20 protein-coding genes are annotated in these 21,185 nt (G+C 40.2%); 14 read left to right on the top strand and 6 right to left on the bottom strand.

Annotation, left to right across the window (positions count from 1 at the left end; translation table 11 throughout):
* Positions 1–163 precede the first annotated feature (163 nt).
* The 4 genes from ACQ2HE_RS17850 to ACQ2HE_RS17835 all read left to right on the top strand — a co-directional run bounded on the left by ACQ2HE_RS17850 (position 164) and on the right by ACQ2HE_RS17835 (position 2,760).
* A complete protein-coding gene (locus ACQ2HE_RS17850) occupies positions 164–445 on the top strand; it encodes an RNA recognition motif domain-containing protein (RefSeq protein WP_430900777.1) in 282 nt (93 codons plus the stop codon).
* Between the two features lie 185 nt (positions 446–630).
* Positions 631–1,077 (top strand): cold shock domain-containing protein, encoded by a 447-nt coding sequence (locus ACQ2HE_RS17845; protein ID WP_430900779.1) that lies wholly within the window; start codon positions 631–633, stop codon positions 1,075–1,077.
* Positions 1,078–1,257: 180 nt separating this feature from the next.
* On the top strand, positions 1,258–2,493 hold the full coding sequence (locus tag ACQ2HE_RS17840) for a DEAD/DEAH box helicase (protein WP_430900781.1): 1,236 nt from the start codon (positions 1,258–1,260) through the stop codon (positions 2,491–2,493).
* Between the two features lie 18 nt (positions 2,494–2,511).
* A complete protein-coding gene (locus ACQ2HE_RS17835) occupies positions 2,512–2,760 on the top strand; it encodes a short-chain dehydrogenase (protein WP_430900783.1) in 249 nt (82 codons plus the stop codon).
* 429 nt (positions 2,761–3,189) lie between these two features.
* On the opposite strand, the gene ACQ2HE_RS17830 is transcribed toward ACQ2HE_RS17835, so the two are convergent.
* Positions 3,190–3,999, bottom strand: a complete 810-nt coding sequence (locus ACQ2HE_RS17830) for a hypothetical protein (protein ID WP_430900785.1) — start codon at positions 3,997–3,999, stop codon at positions 3,190–3,192.
* Positions 4,000–4,136: 137 nt separating this feature from the next.
* Between ACQ2HE_RS17830 and ACQ2HE_RS17825 the strand changes: the two genes are divergently transcribed.
* From ACQ2HE_RS17825 to ACQ2HE_RS17790, 8 genes are all read left to right on the top strand, one after another.
* Positions 4,137–6,542, top strand: a complete 2,406-nt coding sequence (locus ACQ2HE_RS17825; RefSeq protein WP_430900787.1) for a TonB-dependent receptor — start codon at positions 4,137–4,139, stop codon at positions 6,540–6,542.
* Between the two features lie 125 nt (positions 6,543–6,667).
* The gene (locus ACQ2HE_RS17820) at positions 6,668–7,744 is read left to right on the top strand and encodes a serine hydrolase domain-containing protein (RefSeq protein WP_430900789.1); all 1,077 of its coding nucleotides are present in this window, start codon (positions 6,668–6,670) and stop codon (positions 7,742–7,744) included.
* Between the two features lie 518 nt (positions 7,745–8,262).
* Positions 8,263–9,324 carry a helix-turn-helix domain-containing protein gene (locus tag ACQ2HE_RS17815; protein ID WP_430900791.1) on the top strand — a complete coding sequence of 354 codons (1,062 nt, stop codon included), beginning with the start codon at positions 8,263–8,265 and terminating at the stop codon, positions 9,322–9,324.
* 125 nt (positions 9,325–9,449) lie between these two features.
* Positions 9,450–9,938, top strand: a complete 489-nt coding sequence (locus ACQ2HE_RS17810) for a DoxX family protein (RefSeq protein ID WP_430900793.1) — start codon at positions 9,450–9,452, stop codon at positions 9,936–9,938.
* Positions 9,935–10,288 (top strand): hypothetical protein, encoded by a 354-nt coding sequence (locus tag ACQ2HE_RS17805; RefSeq protein ID WP_430900795.1) that lies wholly within the window; start codon positions 9,935–9,937, stop codon positions 10,286–10,288. Before ACQ2HE_RS17810 ends, ACQ2HE_RS17805 begins: the two co-directional genes overlap by 4 nt.
* Before the next feature lie 228 nt (positions 10,289–10,516).
* Positions 10,517–11,581, top strand: a complete 1,065-nt coding sequence (locus ACQ2HE_RS17800) for a serine hydrolase domain-containing protein (protein ID WP_430900797.1) — start codon at positions 10,517–10,519, stop codon at positions 11,579–11,581.
* 224 nt (positions 11,582–11,805) lie between these two features.
* A complete protein-coding gene (locus ACQ2HE_RS17795; RefSeq protein WP_430900799.1) occupies positions 11,806–12,183 on the top strand; it encodes a thioredoxin family protein in 378 nt (125 codons plus the stop codon).
* 256 nt (positions 12,184–12,439) lie between these two features.
* The gene (locus ACQ2HE_RS17790) at positions 12,440–13,696 is read left to right on the top strand and encodes a T9SS type A sorting domain-containing protein (RefSeq protein ID WP_430900801.1); all 1,257 of its coding nucleotides are present in this window, start codon (positions 12,440–12,442) and stop codon (positions 13,694–13,696) included.
* On the opposite strand, the gene ACQ2HE_RS17785 is transcribed toward ACQ2HE_RS17790, so the two are convergent.
* Positions 13,683–14,054: a winged helix-turn-helix transcriptional regulator gene (locus ACQ2HE_RS17785; protein WP_430900803.1), complete on the bottom strand. Its 372-nt coding sequence runs from the start codon at positions 14,052–14,054 to the stop codon at positions 13,683–13,685. The genes ACQ2HE_RS17790 and ACQ2HE_RS17785 overlap by 14 nt on opposite strands.
* 154 nt (positions 14,055–14,208) lie before the next feature.
* Between ACQ2HE_RS17785 and ACQ2HE_RS17780 the strand changes: the two genes are divergently transcribed.
* Both ACQ2HE_RS17780 and ACQ2HE_RS17775 read left to right on the top strand, forming a co-directional pair.
* The gene (locus tag ACQ2HE_RS17780) at positions 14,209–14,853 is read left to right on the top strand and encodes a DsbA family oxidoreductase (RefSeq protein WP_430900805.1); all 645 of its coding nucleotides are present in this window, start codon (positions 14,209–14,211) and stop codon (positions 14,851–14,853) included.
* Between the two features lie 47 nt (positions 14,854–14,900).
* Positions 14,901–15,764: an SDR family oxidoreductase gene (locus ACQ2HE_RS17775; protein WP_430900807.1), complete on the top strand. Its 864-nt coding sequence runs from the start codon at positions 14,901–14,903 to the stop codon at positions 15,762–15,764.
* A gap of 502 nt (positions 15,765–16,266) precedes the next feature.
* Here the strand turns inward: ACQ2HE_RS17775 and ACQ2HE_RS17770 are convergent.
* The 4 genes from ACQ2HE_RS17770 to ACQ2HE_RS17755 form a co-directional block, all read right to left on the bottom strand.
* A complete protein-coding gene (locus tag ACQ2HE_RS17770; protein WP_430900809.1) occupies positions 16,267–17,559 on the bottom strand; it encodes an IPT/TIG domain-containing protein in 1,293 nt (430 codons plus the stop codon).
* Positions 17,560–17,974: 415 nt separating this feature from the next.
* Complete coding sequence (locus ACQ2HE_RS17765) at positions 17,975–18,730, bottom strand: LytR/AlgR family response regulator transcription factor (protein ID WP_430900811.1); 756 nt, start codon at positions 18,728–18,730, stop codon at positions 17,975–17,977.
* A complete protein-coding gene (locus ACQ2HE_RS17760; protein ID WP_430900813.1) occupies positions 18,727–20,493 on the bottom strand; it encodes a sensor histidine kinase in 1,767 nt (588 codons plus the stop codon). The genes ACQ2HE_RS17765 and ACQ2HE_RS17760 overlap by 4 nt, the downstream gene beginning before the upstream one ends.
* A 115-nt stretch (positions 20,494–20,608) precedes the next feature.
* The gene (locus ACQ2HE_RS17755) at positions 20,609–21,103 is read right to left on the bottom strand and encodes a hypothetical protein (RefSeq protein ID WP_430900815.1); all 495 of its coding nucleotides are present in this window, start codon (positions 21,101–21,103) and stop codon (positions 20,609–20,611) included.
* Positions 21,104–21,185: the final 82 nt, after the last annotated feature.

Below are 21,185 nucleotides of genomic sequence, written 5' to 3'. Positions count from 1 at the left end.
AATAAAAGCGTAGTTTCGTTGTAATGATCAATAGTTCTTCATCATTCAGTCAGGATCAGCCTTAATTGTTACTCTGCTAAAAGTAATCGTTTTATCTCCTCTTTTCTCCTTGCTGCAGCTCTCTGGTCATCGCATTATATTTTTATTATTTAAATGATCGATTATGAACATGTATGTTTCTAATTTGGGTTTTCAAGTTTCTGATGAAGACCTGAGAAAACTTTTTGAACCTTTTGGAGCTGTATCTTCTGCCAAAGTAATTACTGATCGTGAAACTGGGCGTAGCCGTGGTTTTGGATTTGTTGAAATGGATGTTGAAGCAGATGCGTCCAAAGCAATGTCGGCGCTTCATTCTAAGGAAGTAGCTGGCCGCGCCATTTCTGTTTCACAAGCACGTGAAAAAGAACCGCGCAGCAATAACAACAGCAGCAGAGGAAGATGGTAAGCTATTAATATATTGATAGTACTGTAAGAATACGATGTTGGTCGTTTCTTTCGCCCCTCAAAAGGCACACTCAAACTCCCGGTAACATGGGAACTATTATTTTTTTAGTGTAATAATAGTTCCCATCTACCCGGAATTTTTATCAGTTCAACTACCACTGAACTGTTCATCTGTTTTAATCAATTATGGCAAAATCAAAAGAAACCTTTAATAAAAAAGCAAAGCAACAACAGAAAGTAAAAAAGCGTAACGATAAACTCGTTAAGAGAGAAGAGCGCAAAGCCAACTCAAATAAGGGGAAGAGTTTAGACGATATGATCGCTTATGTAGATGAAGATGGCAACATCACCAATACTCCCCCGGACCCTCGCAATAGAAAAGTAGTAAATGCAGAGGATATTATCATTCAAATTCCCGAAGGCAATTTTCGCAATACCACCAGAACCGGTGTACTCGAATTTTACAATACGGAGAAAGGCTACGGTTTTATTATCGATAAGAAATCTAGAGAAAAGTTCTTCGTGCATAACAGCAATATGTTAGAGCCCCTGGCAATTACCGATAAAGTAATGTTTGATACCGAGAAAAGCATGAAGGGTGCAACAGCAATTAATGTGAAGAAATTAGTTTAATACTGCCCGTTATTTCTGCTACTACTGTACCAGTAATTCGTTGTTCAGATCAATTGAATCACCCGTTTAGGTGTTACTGAACACATTTTTCGTTCCATTTTAATATACAATGCTATAAGGCAGTGGATACTGAAGAATTTTTTTTGAAGCCTTATAGTGTTTTAGTATAAATTTTAGAAAATGACATTTAATGATTTAGATCTTATAGAGCCTATTTTAAGAGCTCTTAAGAACGAAGGATATACCAATCCTACCCCCATTCAAGAAAAAGCTATTCCGGCTGTTCTTGACAGAAAAGATGTGCTCGGCTGTGCACAAACCGGTACCGGTAAAACAGCCGCATTCGTAATCCCTATTTTGCAATTACTGATCGAAAATAAAATAGAACGCAAATCAGGTGCACCCTCTGTTCTCATCCTTTCGCCTACACGCGAATTGGCGATCCAAATTGGAGAGAGCATTGAAGCATACGGTTCTCATACCAAAATTAGACACACCGTTATTTTTGGTGGCGTTTCTCAATATTCTCAAGTAATGAGCTTGAGAAACGGAGTTGATATTTTGGTGGCAACACCGGGTCGATTGAAAGACCTAATGCAACAAGGTTATATTAACCTTAAACATGTTAAGTTCTTTGTACTTGATGAAGCCGATCGCATGCTTGATATGGGTTTTGTAGAAGATGTAAAGCGCATCATTGCTCGACTCCCGGAACAAAAACAAAGCTTGTTTTTCTCTGCTACCATGGCACCTGCTATAAAGCAGTTAGCTGATCGACTATTGGTGGACCCCGTAAAAGTAGAAGTAACACCCGTTTCGTCTACTGCAGATCGAATTGAGCAATTTGTATATTTCGTAGAGAAGAAAGATAAGCTCGATCTTCTTAAGAACTTATTGCAAGACAGCGCCATTAAATCGGTACTTGTTTTCATTCAAATGAAATTCAAAGCTGATCAGTTGACCAAGAGCCTTGTAAAAGCAGGGATCACTGCAGAAGCGATTCACGGTAACAAATCACAAAATAGACGCCAAGAAGCCTTGGAGAATTTCAAATCGGGAAGAACCCGCGTATTGGTGGCTACTGATATTGCAGCTCGTGGCATTGATGTAGATGGATTGACCCACGTAATCAATTTCGATTTGCCGAATGTTCCGGAAACCTATGTTCACCGTATTGGTAGAACGGGAAGAGCCGGTGCAGAAGGCACTTCCTTGAGCTTTTGTGATTGGAGCGAAAAACCTTTCTTGACCGATATTCAAAAATTGATCAAGAAAAATCTTCCAATAGTGCAGGATCATCCGTTCGCAATAAAAAGCCTCGGTGCTCCTGTAAGCTCGGGCAATAATGTTAGAAATTCAAGTGCTCAGCCTTCTCGTAAAAGATCGGGAAGAAGCCGAGTGTTTATGCAAGTTTAATTTTTTAAATGTATCGATATGAATAGCGAAGCAATTGAAAAGTTTCTCGAAACAGGGAAGCGTCTCGAAAAAACAGTGAGTATCCATTTCAAAACGCGCAAAACCATTAAGGGTGTATTTATTGGTGGGAAAGACTATGCAGATATGAAGAAGAAAAACTTCTGGCGCATCGTTCCCGACACCCGCTTAGGTGAGTGGAATGAGTCGAGCGATATCGCTGTGAGTCGCATCTTCAATGGTGCTGAGTTTACACGTTTGAGCGAGTAATAACCGGAGAGTTGTTGAGTTTTAAGTTTTTGAGTTGGGGCATTGAAGAAATAGTATGCCCTGAGAACATCGTTTTGTTTTTTGGGATCACTATGATCCATCACATTAAAGTAGCTCAAAAATTGGCACTTGTTATTCGGCGAGAAATCGCTTTGAAAACTGTGCGATAAATCGGTTCGCAACTGCGCGATAAATCGCTTCGCCACTGCGCGATGAATCGCTTTGCCACTGCGCGATGAATCGCGCAGCTACAATATTTAAACATAAAAAGCCCGCCGCGATAAATCGACGGCGGGCTTTTATTCTAACAGTCTATTCGAAATTGATAACCCTAAATTCAATGCCACTGTCCTCCCTCTTATAAACGAACGCCCAAAGCCTAACACCTAAAGCCTAAGGCCTAAAGCCTAACGCCTAACACCTACTCCCTCAATAACACCCATGCTTCGCCGTAGTCGTAAAATACTTCGCACAAAGCGCATACAGCATTGGATCATACGACTGTAATTCAGTGCGAGTATTCACTTGATTGTGAACTCCATTGGTTGGGATGGCTTCTAAATTGCAATTGTACCAGTCTTGAACACCTTCTGCCCAATATTCACGGATATCAGACATGGCATATGTATTTGTCCAAAGGCCTTTTGCTTTAGCATTGTCGAATGCTGCTTTCAATTGAGTATCAAAGCTTGGGTCTGAGAATTTCAAACCTAATTCATGCAATGCATGGGCGAATTCATGTGTCAGAATTTCTTCGCCTTTGTATCGATCGAGCGTAGATTGGCAACGAAGATTTTCTTCGCAGTCTGTAGTGAGTGGTCTTGCGAGTGTTGCGCCGTAGGCACGAGCTCTATTGTCCCAGTCAGTTCCGGGAAATGCGGTATATAAGTCACTGTACTCCGGCATTTGTGTGGGGCGTTCATTGATTCCGATTATACCGATCCGAAGTTTGTTTTCGATCATTTTTTGTTTTGCATCGGGGATATTTGCAATCATATCCAATACGATGCTCTTAGCATTTACCAGTGCTTCATCTGCTACGGCGCTCGAGCTTACGATGGGAATACCGGAAGCGTCGAGGTATTTTTTATAGAAACTATTTAATCCGAGACTGCCAGGAGGGGCCGTAATGCCCGAATTGTTTCCATTGTTGTTATTGCCATTATTCGGAGTGCTGCCCGATTTGCTGCAAGCAAATGCCAAGACAATCATTACCAGGGGGAAGAATAATTTTTTCATGTGTTTTGGTTTGTTACTCGAAAATCCTTCCATTTCCTTGAGAGAAAAATACTCAAACTGTAGTAGACGCCTAGTTAACCAATAGTTTACGAATCTGTTAATAGTGCTGTTGTATCTTTGCCGTCTATAACTAGCTTATGAAGTCAGGGTTATTTTTTATTCTTTATGTCTTTTGGTGCACACTATTACATGCCCAAGTCAATTCGGTGACGCTGTCTGGGAAATTGAAGGCAAAACAATCTGCTGAAAGCCCTGCATTTATAAACATCTTGCTGAAGAAAAAGGTTGATTCCGGATTTGTTACAGGTACCATCAGTAAAGAAGACGGTTCTTACGTGTTAACAGGTGTAAAGCCCGGATCCTATTTTTTACAAATTAGCAGTGCTAATTTCCAACCTAAGAACATTGATTTATTTGTAGGTTCTCTTGCAGAGTTTTTAGTGATTCCCACCATCGAGTTAGAGCCTGCAACCAAAGTACTTTCAGAAGTTTCAGTTACCGGAAAAACAGAAGAGGTAAATACAAAGCTCGATAAGAAAGTGATCAATGTTTCTTCTAATATTACTCAAACAGGTGGCTCTATTTTGCAAGTGATGCAAACACTTCCGGGTGTAACGGTTCAAGACGGTAAAATCTTGATTCGCGGTAGCGATAAGGTGGCGGTCTTGGTGGATGGAAAGCAAACGGCTCTTACGGGTTTTGGTGCGCAAACTAGTTTAGACAATATACCGGCTTCAGCCATCGAGCGAATTGAAATCATCAACAATCCTTCCGCTAAGTACGATGCTAATGGCAATGCAGGTATCATCAATATCATCTTCAAAAAAAATAAAAAAGAAGGCTGGTCGGGTAAAATTGGCATGACAACAGGGCTAGGGGCCATTTGGGAGAAAAGAGCCAACTTACCTACCATTCGCCCTCAATTTCAAGGCACACCCAAACTCAACCCTTCTGCCTCTGTGAACTACCGGAAGAACAAGATCAATTGGTTTTTACAAGGCGATTATTATTACAACCCCACTCTCAATAAAAACGAGTTTGTAGATCGATACTATGATAACGGAGATACTATCTATCAGCAAACTAAGAGAAATCGAAAAACTACCGTAGTTACCGGAAGAACCGGTTTTGATTGGAACATCTCCTCCAACAACCTTTTTAGTTCCTCCGTTTTATACAGCAGAGAAAAAATATTAGACAATGGCGACGAGCCGTTCTTCAAATCAAACTTAAATAATAGAACTCGACTCTGGCAATTTCTTGAAGATGAAGTGAAAACAACCGTTACCGCCATGAACACCTATCAGCACAAGTTTGATCGCCCCGGCGAAGTAATTAATGTTGGACTGAACTATACCTTTCATCGCGAAGATGAAAAATATTTTTTTACGAACTCCATGCCTACTTATACCGGGCTGGATAGTTTCAAGTTACTTTCCGATGAGCACGTAACTGATTTTACCTTCGACTACATTCGTCCCTTGCGGTATGGAAAATTAGAAACAGGGGTTAAGTACCGCTGGCGAAACATTCCAACAAACATGAAATTCAAGCCCGGCATCAATTCTCCCCTTGATGTGAACGCAGGCGGTTGGGCTACTTATAAAGAAGATATACCGGCCATTTATAGTATCTACAGTTACGAAACAGCAAAGTGGGAAGCAGAAGCCGGACTGAGAATGGAGTATGTACGTGTGCGCTACTTGGTAGACCCCAATCACAACACTTACAAAAGCGATGGATATCAATACACGCAACCATTTCCCAGCATGCGCCTGGCTTACAAGTTTGATGCGAAGCGAAAGTTGAGTTTGTTTTTCAATAGGCGGGTAGATCGCCCTGCGGAGCTAGATATTCGCGTTTTCCCTAAGTATGATGATGCGGAGATCATTAAAGTGGGCAATCCTGCTTTGAAACCACAGTACACTAATAGTGTAGAATTGGCCTTTCGCGCCAACAGAGATCAGGGATATTTTTACGCAGCCCTTTATCATCGCTTTGCAACAGGAACCATTACACGAATAGGAACCATTGTTCCCGGAAGTACCATCATTTATAATGGAATGCAAAATGCCGGAAGGAGTTTCAATACCGGAATTGAATTGGTGTACTCCGGTAAGTTAGATACTTGGCTGAATTATACCTTAAATGTAAACGGGTACCATAATCAGATCAACGCTTTTTCTGCTGTAAACCTCTACCCAACACCTATCACTTACACATCTGAAAAGCAAGAGATTTATTCGGGTTCTATAAAGCTGAACCTTCAAATGAAGATAGCCGGTAAAACCGATGTACAGGTTGCGGCTACTTATTTGGCTCCCGATCTTATCCCTCAGGGTAGAATAGAGCAGCGGTTTGGAGTAGATGCAGGACTCAAGCGAAGTATCCAAAAGGGTAAGGCCGAATTTTTCATTAATGCCACCGATCTTTTCAATACAATGATTATCCGGAAACACATCACCGGTGGAGGCTTTAATTATACAAGCGCCGATTATTATGAAACTCAAGTAGTAAGGGTGGGTTATGCATTGAAATTCTGATGATGAGTGTGCTAATATCTTCTGAATAATACATATAGAATTATATTGAATATGATAAATCACCAGTTACCTCAATAAACCTTATCCTTTTTCGTTAGTCATACAGTTCCTAACATCCACTACTTATGACTAGAAAACTATTAATCCTTGTGCTTTTTGTGCCCTTTTTTGCCTGTCAAAAGTCAACAGAGCCTTCTCCTAATCCAAGCACGCCGGAAACCATGTATTTTCCGTCGAATTCAGATACAGCTTGGGCTCGTAAAGACATCTCAACCCTTAATTGGACAACTGATAGCTTGGCTTCGCTCAGGAGCTTTTTAATTCAGAAGAATACCAAATCCTTCATGATTTTGGTAAACGGCCGCATTGTACTGGAAGAATATTACAATGGCCATGGCAAAGATTCTACCTGGCCTTGGAATAGTGCGGGTAAAACCTTGGTCTCTTCAAGTATTGGGATTGCGCAGCAAGAAGGCTTGTTGAGTATCAATAATAAAGCTTCGCAATATTTGGGAACGGGATGGACAAGTGCACCTCTTGCAAAGGAAAATTTGATCACGGTGAAGCACTTGTTGTCGATGACCTCTGGGTTGAGCGATTCCAGTGATTTTGTAATTAAATCGAATTTGACCTATATGGCCGACGCGGGTACTCGTTGGAGTTATAACAATGTGTTCCAGAAATTAATGGATGTAGTAGCCGGCGCCAGTGGCCAGAGTTTTGAAAATTATTTCAATGCAAAAATTAAGTCGCCATTAGGAATGGATGGCTTTTGGAACTACGGATTGATTTTTAAGATTTATCATAGCAACACTAGAAGCATGGCGCGATTTGGACTCTTGGCATTGAATAAAGGCAAATGGAACAATTCACAAGTATTGAACGAGACTTTTTTCAATGAAGCCACTTCTACTTCTCAAAGTATCAACCCATCGTATGGATATTTGTGGTGGTTGAATGGGAAGTCTACTTATATGGTCCCCGGTGGACAAACGGTTTACACCGGTCCCTTGGTTCCAAGTGCACCTTCAAATATGTATGCGGCAATGGGTGCCAGTGATCAACGGATATATGTGTTGCCTACTCAAAATATTGTAGTAATAAGAATGGGTGATGCGTCCGATCCCCAGAATCCGAATTTTGCGGTGTCGGGATTTGATGAGGCTTTGTGGAAGAAGTTGAAGGCGCTGATGAAATTGTAGATTGCTGCTTTGAAATCGTATTTTTTTACCACAGATTCAGCAGATTTGAAACAACGGATTTACACAGATTAGAGGCTGAAATTTGATCAGTATGATCGAATACTCGAACTCTAATCTGTGCTAATCTGTTCTAATTCGTTTATCTGTGGTCAAATTATTCAAATAACTTTTTACGCAGCGCTAGCAGACCCTCTGTATTTCCTCTATCCTCGTCTCCTCTTTTCCTCGCTCTTATATTACCCCCTGTTCTTCTCCCTCTTCTTTTTTGTATTTCCTCTATCCTCGTCTCCTCTCATCCTCGTTTCCTGTATTCCCCCCTCTTCTTTCTCTGTATTTCCTTATCTTCACTTTCCATGCTGTTCAGTTTCAACATATACAGTTCGCTGTTACTGATTTTTTTCTTTCACACAATAGTATATAGCATATTGTGTTTTGTAAAATCGTACCGCGAAAAGCGGTCTTCGCATTTTTGGTTAGGATCATTTTTGTTTCTTTCTGCATGGTATATTTCTCCTTGGATGTTGGGCTTCGCCGGTTGGTACGATGAGCAGCCTTATCGAGATGTTATTTTTTATGTGCCTTTCCAGCACCTCTATCTTTATGGTCCCATTATTTATTTCTATGTTCAGTCTTTATTGAACCCCGGATTTAAGTTTAAACAGCGCGATTGGTTGCATTTTGTTCCTGCTGCGGCTTATCTAATCTATTCGCTTGTAATTGTAGTGACAGATAAATTAATAGTAGGTGATTATTACTTTTTGGCCGATGGGAGGGATCGTGATTTCGACACTTGGTACCAGTATTCCGGGTTCGCCATCATGGTTTTTTACTTCATTTTGTCAATTCGTTATTACAATCGCTACCGCAGTTTGGTCATTCTCTACTTAAGCAATGCCGATGAATTGAGTTTCAAATGGGTACGCAATTTCCTTTTTACTTTTCTCGCCATTATCATCATCAGATTTGTTTTTGCGGTGATGGGATCGATCTTCGACTTTTTCTATACGGAAGCATGGTGGTATTTCCTTAGCTATGCGCTTTGCTGCTACTATATTGCCATTGCAGGATTTTCGAATGCAGTGATCTCAAAATTGGTGTTTGCTCGCGACTTGTTTCAAACTTCCAATGAAGTATTGGTGCTCAGCGGAAAACAACCGCTGTATCTTACTTATAATGCCAATGATTTTGTTGAGGTGGAAGATTTGGAGCTAGAAGCCGAAGGAACCACTGATCATAGTAAAGAAGAATGGAAGCAGGAACTGGAGACTTTGATTCTTTCCGAAAAACTGTACGAAGATCCGGAACTCAGTTTATTGGACTTGGCGAAAAGAATGAATACCAATATCTCACTTGCCAGCAGGTATATAAATAAAGGCTTTGGATTGAATTTTAATGATCTCATCAATAAATACCGTGTTGAAGCAGTAATTGATCTTTTAAAAAAGGGCGAACATCAGAAGCAAACCCTACTTTCCTTAGCTTTTGAAGCCGGGTTTAATAGCAAAACTACTTTTAATCGCTCCTTTAAGAAGCATACCGGCTTCTCTCCTCAAGAATACATTAGGCAGAAACTAGTTTGATAATCAATGATTTGAAGAATTTGAACCCTCGAGTCATAATTTGAACCTACTAATTGAGGGTTCAAATTATAATATGGGGCACTAAGGGGTTCGGAAAGCAAGAGTTTCGTTGAAAATTATAACACATGCGAAACTTATTCCTCAAATTAACGGCGCCCATCAATATGCCGTTTTGGTGGCAAGACCTGCTTTTTGCCATTCCTAGAATTGTAGGTGGTTGGTTGTTCACTGTGAACTTCGGATCGCCGAAGTTTGGCCTTCCTTGGACGGAAGCCGATAAAAATCTTGGTCTTTTTGAAGTGGTTTATTGGTTCCCGGAAGACGTGGCCGAATACGGAGGCGTGTTTGCTTTGTTCCCTGTATTTTGGGCATGGATGGGAGCCTTCTCAGAGGGAGTAGGGGGTATATTCTTAATGCTGGGATTCCAAACCCGTTTGTTCTCCTTTCTTGGTGTCTGCACTATGGCAGTAGCGGCTTTTATGCAGCAGTGGGACAATGGATTGTGGAACATGTTAGCTTCCTTAGGGTTTTTATGGATCAACCTTTTTACCATGATTCTAGGGAGTGGTCGCTTCGGTATTGATTATCTCATTTCTAAAAAATTGAAAGCATGAAAGCAATTATTTTAACAATTATCGCAGTTACGCTGTTTAGTTCCTGTGTTCAGAAGGCCTATGAAAGAGAAGTAACCGTTTACTTAACGGTTAAAGGAAAGCAAAACATTAAAACGGTTGGTATATTGGGTGATGGAAATAAATTGGATTGGGACAAAGCACTTCCTTTGCAAGAAGTGGTAAAAGATTCCTTGTATACCACCACCTTTAAAATGCGAACCGGATACCTATTAGTAGAAGCAGCTTTTACGGTGAATGATACCGTAGAATTAAAAGACAAGCCAAACAGAAGAATTCAATTTGCGAAAGAAGGAGCAACGGTGTATAAAGCAGTATTTGATGAGAGTTGAGAAGTTCTTGAGTTTTAAGTTGTAAGTTTTGAGTTTTGGGAAACGCCAAGAAAGAGGCGGAGCCAAAAATGCGCAAAGGAACAATTGTGGTTAAAAAACACCTTTGTGTACCTTCTTTAACTTCAAAAAACTTTGCGACAAATTGTGCAGCGAAGCGGTACAAAACTCAAAAACTCAAAACTTATAACTTGACTTTAATATCCACCAGTATTCACACCAACAATCAAAATGAAACTCAGTATAAAAAATATAGCCATTCTTGTAATAATTGTATTTATTAACAGCGGTTTAGCTGCACAGAAATCAGCTTTCGATAGCGTTGTAAATGAATACCACAACAAAAAAGGATTCAATGGAACAATAGTAGTGGTTGATAAGCAAGGAAAACCCTGGATGAAAGCGGTGGGTGAACGCAATCGTTCCACACATCAAATGCACACACTCGATTCGAAATTTCGGATTCTTTCTTTCACCAAAGCTTTCGCGGCCATACTGGTTATGAAGTTATGGGAGCAAGGTAAGATAGACTTGGATGCTACCATTGGAACGTATTTCCCTGAATACACGGGTGCCGGGAAATCGAAAGTAACCATTCATCATATGCTTACGTATAGCTCAGGTATTGAAGATCCGTTGGGAGAAGCCGGTGTGAATCCTTATGTGGTGAAGAAGAATTTAGATGCTTTTATCAAGGAATATTGTTCGGGTAAGCTGGTTCGTGAGCCCGGAACAGAATCGGTATACGGAAATGTAGAGTACATCTTGCTTCAAAAAATATTGGAGAAGCAGAGTGGGCTTTCATTCGAGCAACTCTTGAAAAAAGAAATACTTCAACCGCTTAAAATGAGTTCAACCGGTATTTCACGTCCGGAAGTTGAAGACAAACATTGGTCGAAAGGATATATCTACAACGACTCTACTAAAACATTCACACCGGAAACCAAATATGTATCCGAGAACTTTTTTGCAGCAGGAAGCATGTATTCTACGGTTTCAGACTTGTTGAAATTGGATCGTGCGTTGTTTGGAGGGAAATTGTTAGGGAAGAAGGCATTGGAAAAATTACTCACCATTAATGAGAAATTGGGATATACAGCTTATGGCTTTTGGGGGTCTACCGGCTGGGGAAATTTTAAAGAACCATTCTATTACCGCACAGGTGGTATGGAAGGCGCTACCTCTAATTGGATACATGCTACCAAATCTGGAGTAACAATTATTGTATTGTGTAACAATGATGGTGTGAATTTGTATGAGATGAGTGAGCAATTGTATTTGGAAGCGTTGAGGTAGTGAATGATATGCTAAACCAAAGAGCAAGAAATGGAGCATGAAGTCTGCTATTGTCTTTCATTTTGTTGTTGAATTTGTATTTGCCCTTTTCATTGTCGAAAAACGCTGCCAAATGCTGACCCAATAGCTGCCTATATATGTTTGGATTGAATTATTCAAAAATGTGATTTGGGTTACATTTCCTAACATAGATTAAAGGTATTTTTGTAAAAAAGTATAAGAACATGTCTACTATCAAAATGACCACCGCTGATTTCAAGGAGAAGGTCTTTAATTACGATACAGAAAAGGAATGGAAATACACGGGTAATCTCCCTGCAATCATTGATTTCTATGCCGATTGGTGTGGTCCCTGCAAACAGGTAGCACCTATTTTGGAAGAATTGAGTAAGGAGTACGAGGGAAAGCTATTGATTTACAAAGTAGATACAGAAGCTGAATTGGAATTGAGTTCCGTATTCGGAATTCAAAGCATTCCTACCTTCTTGTTCATTCCAGTAGAAGGAAATCCGATGCTGCAGCCGGGAGCTTTTCCGAAGAATATTTTTAAGCAGGTAATTGAGGAGCGATTATTGGCAAAACCGAAAGAAGAAAATGCATAAAAGAAAGCCATCAGTTTAACTGATGGCTTTTTTCATCCTACTTCGTAACAATTTATGTTCAACTAATTGCATTTTTCAATCTTGCCTTTGAGGGTACTTGAGTGAAACATTCGTGAAAACAAGGTCTAACTAAATAATAATATTAGAAATACACTTTGATACTTTTTTAGCAGTTTATAGTGGTTTTTTTATAATGCATACTAAATAGGTAATGAAAACTGTTGATGCAGGTGATTCGTAACCCAATACTCATACCGTGAAAAGTATAGTGAAATACTATATTCTTAGTTTTTTATTGTTGTCTACCGTTTTAATAGGACACACCCAAATTGTGTTTCAAGAAACATTCGGACAAACTACTACTCGAACTACTTCTCCCTATATGCCATCCGGCAGTTTTGGATGGGGCGACCCCAACGGAACTACCGATCAAAAAGCAATCGACAATAATTACTATGCCGTAATAGCGCCTGCCAATATAAGGGATGCTTATCCTGTTCCGTATTGGTGGTTTTGGACGGGTCCTGAACCAATTGGAAATACATGGGGAGGAGGTGGGAACCCCGCAACAACTGATCATACAGGCGACGCGAATGGTGCAGTGATGGTGGTAAACGCAGGTTCGGTATTGAATGGTTTCTATTCCAGAAGAGCGAATGTGGTGGGTGGCGCTTGCTATAAATTGAGCTTGTGGTTTTATCTGGTGAATACTTCTTCCTCATTTAACATGCAAGTACGAGATGCAGGAACTCATATAGTTTTGGGGACGCTAAGCTCCGGGAGTATCTATACCGAGGATACCTGGCAACAATTTTCATTTACTTTTAAAATGCCTAGTGGATGTCCTAGCAATCAAGTTGAAGTTTATATAGCGAACACTACCAGTGCTTTTAGCGGCAACGATTACTATATTGATGACATTGTTTTAGAGCGTATTACTTGTGGCAGCGAATCAGATATCATTTGTCCTACTTCAGTATTACCGGTCTCTTTAACCAATTTTACTACCACTCAAGTTGCGGATCAAAAAGCACTGGTGGAGTGGAAGACTGATTTTGAACAGGGTTTAAAGTTGTACTCAATAGAGCACAGTATAGATGGGGTAAACTACACTGTTTTGAGAACAGTGGAGCCCCAAAATACGAGTACTCCTACTTCTTATAGTGAGTTAATAAACATTCCTTATTTAAGTAGTGTTGGTCATTTTCTGCGATTGAGAATCCAAGAATTGGATGGTAAGGTTTCATACAGCAAAACCAACTTGCTTCGGTGGGATACTGAAACAAAAGGATTGTTGATCTATCCGCAACCATCAATGGGAATGGTAACTGTTTCTATTCCGAATGGATATGAAAAAGCAAACATTCAGTTACTCAATTCTTCGGGTATGGTATTGAAGAAATGGAACCAACATTCTTCCACATCTTTAGTGATCACCAATTTAAAATCGGGTATGTATTTTATTCGAGTAGAAGGAGCGATTCCCCTGGTGAAAGGATTTATTGTTCAGTAGCCGTTTTCTTCTTTTTCATAATTTTTGTTCGGTGAAGATCACCCCATTTTGCTATTTCTCTCAACAAGGGGTCAAGGCTTTTTCCATGTTCTGTTAGTTCATATTCAACCGTAATGGGCTTTGAATTCACAACAGTACGGGTAACCAACTGTTGCATCTCTAGTTCCTGCAGCTCTTTAGAAAGCATCTTAGGCGCTATACCATCTACTTCTCGCATCAAATCCATGAAACGTAGTTTTCCTTTGAACATCAAAGCTCCAATGATGGTGGTTTTCCATTTTCCCGTTAATACATCTTTAGCATCTCTGATCGCCAATATCATTCGTGTACACTCAGGTAATGGTGGTTTCTTTGTCATGGCACAAAATTCTAATTATTAGTGATAAAAACGATACTAGTTTCAAATAGGTAACTAGTTACTAAAGGGTAATCCATTACAAAAGTATAGTTAAATAGCTGAAATTTGTATTCTGAAAAACGGAAATGCAATTCGTTTTTAAATGATGATGTTTATGGAAAAGATAAAAATGGAGATTTGGTCGGATGTGTTTTGTCCCTATTGTTATATCGGTAAAACCAATTTGGAAGCGGCCATCGAAGAACTGGGAGTGTCCGATAAAATTGAACTGGAATGGAAGAGCTATCAACTAAAGCCCGGCTATAAGCAAGTTCCGGGAGAAACCGCCAATCAATCATTAGCGAAACATTTGCGGATCACTCCCGAACGTGCCCGAGAATTGAACCAACAAGTGTCGGCATCGGCTGCACAATCCGGATTGAACTTCAATACCGATATCATGGTTTGGGCCGATAGTTTTGACGCCCATCGACTGATTCATTTTGCAGCCACAAAAGGACTTTCTTCAGCCTTGAAAGGAAGCTTTTTTAAAGCTGTATTTGAAGAAGGAAAGAACCTGAATAATAGTGATGACTTGGTGTTGATTGCGAAGTCGATAGGGTTAGAGGCAGAAGAAGTAGTACAAGTGCTTCAGTCTGATCAATTTTCAAGGGAAGTTTGCAAGGATATTGAAGAGGCACAAGTTTTCGGGATACAAGGTGTTCCCACATTCGTAGTAAATAGAGAATACGCCTTTAGTGGCGCTCAACCTAAAAATAATTTCAAGCAAGTTTTGTCGCAGCTGCTCGCCGAATCATGATAGGCTAAGCTGCTCATATTTTAATCATTCATTTTAAATTTTATTGTATGTTATTGGTTACAGGTGCTACCGGGCAACTAGGTGGCGCAGTGGTGAGCTTTTTGCTCAAAAAAATCCCCGTTTCTGAAATTGCAGTACTCGCAAGAGACGCTGCAAAAGCAAGTAAATTGAAAGAACAAGGTGTGGATGTTCGTGTCGGCGATTATCATAACAGTGAATCCTTGGAAAAAGCATTTCAAGGAGTAGATACCTTGTTGTTGATTTCTTCCAGCGATTTCAGTGATCGCTTGGGACAACACAAACGTGCCGTAGATGCTGCGAAAAAGGCAGGCGTAAAACACATCATCTATACTGGGGTGACCATGAAAAACTATCAGAAATCAGCGATCGCTGAATTCATGGGACAGCACTTTGCTACTGAAGATTATATCAAAGAAAGTGGTATTACTTATACCTTCTTCAGAAATGGTTTGTATGCAGATGTGTTACCTATGTTCCTTGGACAAGATCCCGCCACAACAGGCGTATTCATCCCGGCAGGTGAAGGAAAGGTTGCGTATGTGGTTCGTGAAGACATTGCAGAAGCATTGGCAAACGTACTTACTACTGCCGGACATGAGAACAAAACGTATCCAATCACAGGTTCTACCTTGTATTCTTATGCTGATGTAGCTTCGATCCTTTCTGATATTTACGGAAAAACAGTGCCATATATTAGTCCTGATCAGCCCACTTTCTTTGCGGCTTTGAAAGCAGCCGGTGTGCCTGATATGTATATTGGTGTAACCTACGGGTTCGCTGATGCTACTAAACATCACCACTTCGAAGAAGTAGATCCAACTCTAGAGAAGTTGTTGGGAAGAAAGCCGTTGAGCTTGGATGTGTATTTGAAGAGCGTTTATGGGAAATAGTGAGGGAAGTTATAAGTTGTAAGTTTTGAGTTATTGAGTTTTGCGCAGCTTCGCTGCTTGGGGTTCACCGCAGAGAGCGCCGAGATCGCGAAGAAGTCACTAAGGTTTTTTCTTTTGCAATTGTTTTTTACTGCAGCGCCCCCAGTTCCTCCCCCTGCTCTTTCTTGATCTCGTCAGCGGTTACTTTATTCATTATTAATTCTCACCACGGATAAACAAATTTTTACTGATTCACACAGATTAGAAACTGCATTGTTAATCGTGATGTTTGCAATGCAGTTTCTAATCTAAATGTGATCTGTGGTAAGAAAATAAGATGAAGACGGACAGTTTGCGAATCCACTGCGTTCTTTGCTATCTCTGCGGTGAACGTTTTAATCAACGAAGTTGCGCCGAACTTAATAACTTAATAACTCAATAACTCAAAACTTGATTTAAATGTTTTCTGTGGTGAAAAAAGGAAAGAGAAGATGTTTAATTCACCTTTTCTTCATTCTACTTATTATCTAATAGCAAAGTCATTCGCAAAAGCATGTCTTCCAACCGCACTTTGTCGAATAGCTACTCCGTTTTTCCATACCATTGCAGCGGTATAGTTTCCTAAAGATTCATATCCCGATAGGTATACATCGGTTCCGCATACGGCAATTTCCGTTGCTCTTGAAAAGTTGGTGCTGTTGCTACCATTGTAAAGTGTACCATTTTTCCAATACACCGGCACAGTGTTTCCACTTGGCAGGTACTTGTAGCCTCCTATATAAACATCGGTTCCATTCACTGTTATTCCAACTGCGATGGCTCCACCTGTATTCGCATCGTAAGGCAAATCAGTTCTTACGCCGTTTTTCCAATAGCATGGAATGTTCACGCCGTTTGCAATGGTGTAGCCACTAAAGTACACATCAGTTCCAACAATAATACCATTGTTAGCTTCTCCGAAACTACCCTGACCCGAAAGGTTTGTTCTCGTGCCATTTTTCCAATAGCAAGGTGAAACGGTTTGACTGCTTACATCATATCCAACAATATATACTTCACTGCCTGATCCTACTGCATTGTAGCAATAAGAGTTATTGGTGGCAGAAGTTAATGAACTTGGTGTACCGTTCGACCACATAATTGCTCTCATATTAGTTGGAGTATTTGCATTTCCACTTGCGTATACAGTACTTCCGTTTACGTAGATCCCTTGAACATAGTCTCCTAGGTTACCCGAGTTCGAAAGTGACAGTAAAGATTGATTTCTCCAAATGCGTGGTAATTGAATGCCATTGGTTTGGAGTTCATTGCCGGATACATACACATCAGAACCACTTAAGGCAATTGATGTTAATCCAACTTCTGTACTTGTTGTGTTAATAGCAATAGCGGTTCCATTCCGCCAAATGAGTGGAGCGTCAATTGACTGAGCGTTTCTTTCCGTACCAATTACATAAACATCCGGCAGGTACTTGAAGCTGGGTCCTGTTACGCTTCCTTTACTGGTTGTGAGATCTACTGTTCCTCCTCCACTTACAAGAAGTGAGGGAATTTTCACGCGTACAATGGAATCGTTGGCCGATACCAAGGTGGTACTCACGCCCGCAATTTTTACTTCTGTAGCACCACTAATACTCAGGTTCTTACCGGTAATGGTTAGAATACTGTCGAATCGTCCCTCTGTTGGACTGATCGATGTGATCTTCGGCGTTAAGTCAACCGGTGTAGGGTCAACGGGTACGGTACTGTCTTTTTTACAACTGGTGATGATTAAAGCAGCTAGCCCTATCATCGATACGACGATTGTTTTTTTCATGATATATTAGATTTGGAATGTAAATAACTCACTCCTACAGGGTTTTATGTGGGCCGATTGATAAGTGATGGAAGGGGATTGGTAGGCGAGGGGGTTAATTAAGAATTAAGAATGGAACAGCCGAAAACAGGAACGAGGATAAGAGGAGACGAGGAGCGAGGAAAGACAAAAAAGAACAAGGGTGGGTAATTAATAATTAAGAATTAATAGTTAATAATGGAACAGCCGAAAACAGGAATGAGGATATGAGGAGACGAGGAGGGGGGAAAGAAAGAGTGACTGCCAGCGCTGCGTTATCGCTGCGTTCGCTGCGCCGCTGCGGTGAAAAAGCCTAAAACCTAAAGCCTAACACCTAAAGCCTAATCCCCAACTCCCAACTCAAAAACTTAACAACTCATAACTTACAACTCACCACTCACTCCCCCTTCCGCTCCAAATACTGCAACACAAACTCTCGTTTTCGCTGTGAAACAGGAATGGTATAACCACCCTCTAAAATCAAAGTTCCACAATCTGTTTTACGATCGTAGATCTTGATTTTTCTAGGATTGACCAAACAAGAGTGATGCGTTCTAATAAATCCGGAAGGAGCAAGCATTTCTTCGTAACTCCTCAAATTCTTCGAAACAAAAATGGGTTCGCTATTGCTGATGTAAAACTTAGTATACGATCCCTCCGCTTCGCAATACAAAATATCTTCTACATTGATGAAATAGGTTTTGTCTATATCCTTCAACACAATTTGTTTCGCCTGATCTGCTTGCTGATTGAATTGTTTCATCAATACTTGTAATTGTTGCTGCAATACCGATTGTTCTATTTTATGTTGCGCTTTTTGTAAGGATTGATACAATTCAACAGGGTCAACAGGTTTTAATAAATAATCGAGTGCACTGTATTTGATAGCTGGCAATGCGTATTGATTGTGCGCCGTGGTAAAGATCAATTGAAACTCGAACCAACCCAATTTTTTGAGGAGATCAAAGCCATTCCCATCGTTCATCTCTACATCTAATAACACAATGTTTGGCTGAAATTGAGCGATGGCTTGCAAACCTGTTTCTACACCATCTGCCTCAACCACTGCCGCTTTTACTGCAGGCCAACGCAGCACCATCTCTTTTAAGGTTTCGCGAACGCTTTGTTCATTATCGATGATTAGGATTTTCATGCGTTGGTAACTTGGTTTTCAGATTTGGTTAGAATGGGCAGGTAAATAGTAACCAATACCCCGGTTCCTGATGGATGGTTCTCTAAGTTAAACCGCGCTTTCGTCTTTAGTTTAATATTCAGTAAGTAGATCCGATCTTTTATGATTTGACTGGCACGACTGATATGTTCCGAATGTACTTTCCCGCTTTCCAATAGGCCCTTGCCATTGTCATAAATAGTAATACAAAGTTCATTCTTTTCCTCTTTGAAAGAGATTGAAATCTCTCCCGGATAGTTGATGCCTACAAAGCCGTGCTCAATGCTATTTTCTACAAATGGCTGAATAATCATTGAAGGAAGAAGAAGGGTTTCAATATCTAGATCATTAGATGCACTTACGCTATATCCAAAGGTTTTTGGGAACCGTATTTTTTGCAATTCCAAGTATTCATTCAAGAAGTCGATCTCTTGCTCTACGGTTAGATATTCTTTGTAAGTGCTTTCCAAGGTTTCGCGCATGATATGACTGAACTTAGAAAGATTGCTTGCTAAGGTCATCGGGTCTTGTTCTTGTAATGCAAACTTTTGTAAGGAACTGAGTGCGTTGAAAAAGAAATGTGGATTCATACGGGCACGGTTCAAGCGTTGCTCCGTTTCTAATATATTCTGTTTGTGTTTCAATTGTTGCTGACGCAAATAGAAGGCGATCGATAATGCTAACAGAATTCCTGCGATTGCTAGTAGTAAATAGAGCTGCTTCTGCTGCGCCAATTCCTTAATAGTAGCTTCGTTTTTCGTTTTCTCGTATTTCTGTTCAAGTTCATTGATCTTTTCAGTGCGCTGTAGGTTGAAAAGACTGTCCTTCATTTTTCCATATTGCTTATAAGTGCTATAAGCTTTGTTGATATTTCCTGCAGCCTCGTACAGCTTGGCTGCTTCCCCATAAAGGCTCATGGTGGCGGGACTTCTACCTTCGATCTTTTCAGCATAATACAAACTCGAATCTTGCCACAGTTGCGCTTCTTCGAACTTTTTCAGGTCCATATAATCCCAAGCCTTTGAAAAGTAGAGCGAAGCGGGGTTGATACGTAGGGGAGAAGCTTTTGCATAGTCGATTGCAGAATCAATGAATTTTATTGCTTCCAAAAGTCTTCCTCTATGATAAGCATTGGCTTCTTGTATTCTGAAGCAACGTACTATTTCAGCATAGTTCTGCTTTTTTATTGCAAGCTGTTTTGCTTCGAGTGAGTAAGCAATGGCGGTATCAAGTAATTTAATGTTTTCGGTGAGGGTGTATTTCTTTTCGTATTCAAAAGCAAGCCAATTCAGATCCTCAGCTTTGTATTTTGGATCGTTTTCATTCCGAATCAAAGCTGCGGCTTTTTGAACATAGAGCCAATTCTTTTCGTCTTCACTTTGTCGTGTAAACAAATGTACAATCAACTGATAGGCTGCCAGTATACTACGAGTGTCTTTTAGTTTTTCAGCAAGTGCCAACGCTTTGAACGATTGATCAGATAATTCCTCGTAATTGAGAGCGGCTTTATAATAACGGGCTTTGTTTAGAAGAACAATTAACTGATAGTTATCACTACAATCTTTTTTGGGAATTTGTTGTTCGCTTGTTTTTATCAAACTATCGGCTTGATTCAGTTGTTTCTTCGAAATATAAAATTGGATGCTCAGATTCCATTTTTGAAAAGTACAGGGAAAAGAAGTTTGCTTCTCCAGATCATTTACTGCGCGTTTAATGCCGATAGTATCGTTTAATGCAACAAGCAATTTCAGTTGATCGTTTGAAATTATCGAGCAGTTGCAATTTTGGGATTGTACTTCCATCGTTCCCAAAAAGCACAATGCAAGGAATAGGCAAAAAAAGCGCATGTTTATAAATGTATTAAACGTTTAATTGAATCGGTACTTTTCCCCCATTCATCATACTCAGCGCTACTAAAGTGCAATGCAATCCCTGTAAGATAAGCAAGGGTTGGCATATGGCAGCAAAATCTTCGTTCAGGTGCAGGATCAGATCGTGCGTTTGTGTTTCCCAGTTTATTCTCGGTACATAGCCCACTAATTCTTCGTTTTCGGCGCCCATTACTTCAAAGCGAGTATTCCAGCCGCTTGTTTTTTGAAAGAGATAGGGTTTGCGTTGACCGGTTTGTTTGATTCTCATTGCATTGGTTCGATGAATTTTTATTGACCCCCGAACCTTTTTCGCTTCATCTCTAATTTCCCAATGTCCGTGTTCAATACATGCAATTTCCATTACAATGGAAGTTCTAATAGCGGCATTCGTAAGCGAATCATCGGTATAAACAATACGCCCCAGTTCTTTCATTGAGTTATCAACCAAAGTATACCATTTCGAATGGATCGCAATCAGGTGCATATTGGAATTAAAATTAATAGGAGCGGAATGAAATCCCAAAGCCGTTTCATAACTGATGAGTTTTGATTGATAACTGCAAGAT

Origin of the sequence: Endoryza foliicola (genome assembly GCF_050589245.1) — a bacterium.
Lineage (GTDB): Bacteria > Bacteroidota > Bacteroidia > Chitinophagales > Chitinophagaceae > Endoryza > Endoryza foliicola.
This window is presented reverse-complemented; position numbering and strand designations above follow the sequence as displayed.

What these genes read in the sequence shown, in the direction of transcription:
- ACQ2HE_RS17850 (WP_430900777.1), top strand. Translation starts at nt 164, where the DNA reads ATGAACATGTATGTTTCTAATTTGGGTTTTCAAGTTTCTGATGAAGAC.
- ACQ2HE_RS17845 (WP_430900779.1), top strand. Translation starts at nt 631, where the DNA reads ATGGCAAAATCAAAAGAAACCTTTAATAAAAAAGCAAAGCAACAACAG.
- ACQ2HE_RS17840 (WP_430900781.1), top strand. Translation starts at nt 1,258, where the DNA reads ATGACATTTAATGATTTAGATCTTATAGAGCCTATTTTAAGAGCTCTT.
- ACQ2HE_RS17835 (WP_430900783.1), top strand. Translation starts at nt 2,512, where the DNA reads ATGAATAGCGAAGCAATTGAAAAGTTTCTCGAAACAGGGAAGCGTCTC.
- ACQ2HE_RS17830 (WP_430900785.1), bottom strand. Translation starts at nt 3,999, where the DNA reads ATGAAAAAATTATTCTTCCCCCTGGTAATGATTGTCTTGGCATTTGCT.
- ACQ2HE_RS17825 (WP_430900787.1), top strand. Translation starts at nt 4,137, where the DNA reads ATGAAGTCAGGGTTATTTTTTATTCTTTATGTCTTTTGGTGCACACTA.
- ACQ2HE_RS17820 (WP_430900789.1), top strand. Translation starts at nt 6,668, where the DNA reads ATGACTAGAAAACTATTAATCCTTGTGCTTTTTGTGCCCTTTTTTGCC.
- ACQ2HE_RS17815 (WP_430900791.1), top strand. Translation starts at nt 8,263, where the DNA reads ATGTTGGGCTTCGCCGGTTGGTACGATGAGCAGCCTTATCGAGATGTT.
- ACQ2HE_RS17810 (WP_430900793.1), top strand. Translation starts at nt 9,450, where the DNA reads ATGCGAAACTTATTCCTCAAATTAACGGCGCCCATCAATATGCCGTTT.
- ACQ2HE_RS17805 (WP_430900795.1), top strand. Translation starts at nt 9,935, where the DNA reads ATGAAAGCAATTATTTTAACAATTATCGCAGTTACGCTGTTTAGTTCC.
- ACQ2HE_RS17800 (WP_430900797.1), top strand. Translation starts at nt 10,517, where the DNA reads ATGAAACTCAGTATAAAAAATATAGCCATTCTTGTAATAATTGTATTT.
- ACQ2HE_RS17795 (WP_430900799.1), top strand. Translation starts at nt 11,806, where the DNA reads ATGTCTACTATCAAAATGACCACCGCTGATTTCAAGGAGAAGGTCTTT.
- ACQ2HE_RS17785 (WP_430900803.1), bottom strand. Translation starts at nt 14,054, where the DNA reads ATGACAAAGAAACCACCATTACCTGAGTGTACACGAATGATATTGGCG.
- ACQ2HE_RS17780 (WP_430900805.1), top strand. Translation starts at nt 14,209, where the DNA reads ATGGAAAAGATAAAAATGGAGATTTGGTCGGATGTGTTTTGTCCCTAT.
- ACQ2HE_RS17775 (WP_430900807.1), top strand. Translation starts at nt 14,901, where the DNA reads ATGTTATTGGTTACAGGTGCTACCGGGCAACTAGGTGGCGCAGTGGTG.
- ACQ2HE_RS17770 (WP_430900809.1), bottom strand. Translation starts at nt 17,559, where the DNA reads ATGAAAAAAACAATCGTCGTATCGATGATAGGGCTAGCTGCTTTAATC.
- ACQ2HE_RS17765 (WP_430900811.1), bottom strand. Translation starts at nt 18,730, where the DNA reads ATGAAAATCCTAATCATCGATAATGAACAAAGCGTTCGCGAAACCTTA.
- ACQ2HE_RS17755 (WP_430900815.1), bottom strand. Translation starts at nt 21,103, where the DNA reads ATGCACCTGATTGCGATCCATTCGAAATGGTATACTTTGGTTGATAAC.